The following is a 3,419-nucleotide window of genomic DNA, read 5'->3' on the forward strand; positions in this document are numbered from 1 at the left end:
CGACATGAAGAACGGCATCACCGCCGTCACCCAGGCGATGATCAATCTCAAAGCGGCCGGCTTCAAGCCAAAGCGCGACATCGTCGTGCTGTTCACCGGCGATGAGGAAACCAACGGCATCGGCGCCGACAAGGGCGCGACTGAATGGCGTGAGTTGCTCGGCAACCCCGAATACGGCCTCAATGCGGATGCCGGCGGTGGCGGGTTCAACCCCGACGGGACCAACGCCGGCTTCAGGATGCAGACCGCCGAGAAGACCTTTGCCAGTTATACACTGACCGTGCGCAACCGCGGCGGCCATTCGTCCAAGCCGCGCACGGACAATGCGATCTACAGCCTCGCCCATGCGCTCGACAAGATCGAGGCATACCGCTTCACGCCGATGCAAAGCGAAACGACGCGAGCCTATTTTGCGGGGCGCGCCAGGCAGGAGAAGGGCCCGCTCGGCGATGCCATGCGCGCCTGGCTGGCCAATCCCAAGGATGATGCGGCCGCCGATGCGATCGAGGCGAGCGAAAGCGAAGTCGCACTGACCCGCACCCGCTGTGTGCCGACCCGGCTGTTCGCTGGCCACGCCGACAACGCGCTGCCGCAGCTCGCCACCGCGATGATCAACTGCCGCATCTTCCCCGGCACCGACCCCAACGCAATCCAGGCCGAGCTCACCAGCATCGTCGCCGACCCGACGGTGGTGGTCAGCCGCAACGACAAATACGTCTCGTCAATCAGCTCGCCGCTTCGCCCCGACGTCACCGGCGCCTTCACGCGTGCGGCCCAAACGCTGCACCCGGGCATGCCGGTGTTCCCCGAAATGTCGACCGGGGCGAGCGACGCGCGCCCGTTCCGGGTCGCCGGGATCCCGGTTTACGGCACCAATGGCGTCGCTCTGGTGTTACCGACCGACTTCCGCGCCCACGGCAAGGATGAGCGGCTGCCGATCGAGTCGCTCTACGACAATGTCGTCCACTGGCAGCTGATGCTGCGCGACCTCGCCGGCAAATAGGTTCGCGCTACCTCGCTGACGTGCGCGCCTTGGCCGCGTAAGGTACCCTGTGCGCGTGAGGAGATCGAACATGTCCACGAATCTTCATCTCGATGCGCTGGCCGAGCGCCTTTTTCGCAAGCAAAGGCAGGCACTCGAACCCGAGGAAGAGAATGTCTTGCGCGGAATCCAACACGGAATTCCGATCAGCCGCGACGCCGCGGATGTTTCGGATGAACAATCAAAATAGGGCGAACGGCTGTCGGATCGGGTCGCTGCAATCGGGGGGTCATGGGGCTTCATCATCGCCTTCGCGCTGGTGTTGTTCGGATGGATGATCCTCAACACAGACGTATTGGCGCATTTCAATCTTGCCTTCGATCCCTACCCTTACATCTTCCTCAACCTGATGCTGTCGACCCTCGCGGCAGTCCAGGCGCCGATCATCTTGATGAGTCAAAATCGGCAAGCGGCGAAGGACAGGGTTGCGGCAAGCCTCGACTTCGAGATCAATCTGCGCGCTGAACTGGAAATCATGCGGCTCCACGAAAAGATCGACGTTGCAATCGCCAAAAAGCTCGACCGCATTCTCACCAAACTCGATCCGAGTGCGACATCGTTGGACAAAAGCGCAGGTGATTGATCAACTTCGCAGGAAGGCCAGTGTCGTGACCGCCGTGAGCAGGCTGAACAGGCCTGCGAGAAAGATACGATCCGCCCACAGCTCGTAGCGCTTCGACCGCGCCTCGGCCCGAATGGCGAAATAGGAGAAGACACAGCTGAGCGTGAAACAAATCGCCGACAGCCACGCGATCTCATCGGCCACCGTATGTGTGTTCCGGCCGGTCACGTGGAGGGCGGTCACGATGATCAGGGCGATGCCGAGGAGGTTCGAAGCCGCGTTGAGGATGTGGGAATGCTTGGGCAATTGCTTGCCTCCATGTTGTGATCCGCATGCCAGGCGATCGGCTTCAGAGAAGTGGAGTTACGAGACGGGCCAAATTCTCGGCTACCTTAGTCAGTGGCGCGCGCCGGCGCCACTCTATGAGGTTCAACGAACTGCTGTGCAGAATGTAATCCCGCTGGATCGATTCGAGGGTCGCAATTGACGATGGATCGTAGAGCATGACGCTCGCCTCCTCGTTCAATTGAAAGGATCGAATATCGACGTTGCTCGATCCGACGACTGCGAGCGTGCCGTCGATACTGACCGTCTTGGCATGCAGCAAATTGTCTCGGTAGCGGTGGATCCGAACTCCCATTGCGAGCAGTTCGTCATAAAAGGAACGCTGGGCGAGGTTGACGAGTGGTTGGTCGGTCACGGCGGACACGATCACATCGACCGCCACCCCGCGCAGCACGGCGGTTCGCATGGCGCCGAGCAATCCTTCATCGGGAATGAGGTAAGGGGTCGTGATCATGACGCGATCTTGCGCGCCATGAATTTGCGAGACGAGCAGGATCTGGAACCCCTGGGCACCATGGTCGGCGCCGCTCGGCAGCAATTGCGCTATCGCGGCACCGGTCGAGGCCGGCGGGTCGATCCGCGTCGAAAGCATGGTCTCGGTCTCAAGATACCAGTCGCCGACGAACAGCGCGTCCATCTGTGCGACGACTGGTCCGGTCATGCGCAGCACGAGCTCCCGGTTGACGATGCCCGGCCGGAAATCCTTGGCGACTATATTCTGCGACCCGGCGTAGCCGATGGTGCCATCGATCAGGAACAATTTGCGATGATTGCGCATGTCGCGGCGGGTGCGGCCGCGAAGCAAATGCAACGGCAGGGTTTCCCGGGTCTCGACGCCGCCTTGCCGCAGGAGCCGGAGGGTATTGCGGATCCAGTGGTGCGAACCAATCGGATCGACCAGGACATGGCAGGCAACGCCCCGCCGGACGGCCCGGCCGAGCGCGTCGATCACCAGGCGACCGGTCGGATCATCGGCAAAAATATAGGCCAGGAGCCGGACGTTGAGCCGGGCGCTATCGATATCGGCAATCAACCGAGCGATGACATCGTCGTAATCGTCCAAAAATGCGACGGTATTGCCATCCACTGCGGGCCAACCGCCAAGTTTTTGCGCCAAAGCCAGCGCGGAGTAGCGCGGGTCTGCGGGGTCGATCGATGTCGCCGCGAACTTCGCGGACACACTCTCGAGAAAAGGCGACAGGCGGGCGAACCTGGCGCGGCGCCAGGCTGGAAAGCGGGTTCGCCCGATCGCCAGATAGAGGAGCAAGCCGACAACTGGCAGGAAAAAGATGAGCAGCAGCCAGCTCCTCGTCGCCTCGGGCGTGCGGCGCATCGGTACCACCAGCAACATCGCAATCAGGATGACCCAATTGCCGATCAAATAGGCCCTTTCGAAATCCGCGATGACAATGTTGGGCACGGCAGCTCAGCCGAGCGAGCGCGCCGCCGCCAGCACCTCGGCGGCGTGGC

3 protein-coding genes and 1 pseudogene are annotated in these 3,419 nt (G+C 61.8%); 2 read left to right on the forward strand and 2 right to left on the reverse strand.

Going from position 1 to position 3,419, the window contains the following annotated elements:
- On the forward strand, positions 1-1,003 hold a 1,003-nt coding region (locus RMO25_RS08405), incomplete at its 5' end, for a M20/M25/M40 family metallo-hydrolase (RefSeq protein ID WP_309662156.1).
- Positions 1,004-1,073: 70 nt separating this feature from the next.
- Positions 1,074-1,625, forward strand: a pseudogene (locus RMO25_RS08410) (DUF1003 domain-containing protein).
- Here RMO25_RS08410 and RMO25_RS08415 read toward each other — a convergent pair.
- Positions 1,626-1,910, reverse strand: a complete 285-nt coding sequence (locus tag RMO25_RS08415) for a hypothetical protein (RefSeq protein ID WP_309662157.1) — start codon at positions 1,908-1,910, stop codon at positions 1,626-1,628. It lies immediately after the preceding pseudogene.
- 43 nt (positions 1,911-1,953) lie between these two features.
- The gene (gene cls, locus RMO25_RS08420) at positions 1,954-3,369 is read right to left on the reverse strand and encodes a cardiolipin synthase (RefSeq protein ID WP_309662158.1); all 1,416 of its coding nucleotides are present in this window, start codon (positions 3,367-3,369) and stop codon (positions 1,954-1,956) included.
- Positions 3,370-3,419 lie beyond the last annotated feature (50 nt).

Origin of the sequence: Sphingomonas sp., assembly GCF_031361285.1 — a bacterium.
In the GTDB taxonomy this organism is placed as follows: domain Bacteria; phylum Pseudomonadota; class Alphaproteobacteria; order Sphingomonadales; family Sphingomonadaceae; genus Sphingomicrobium.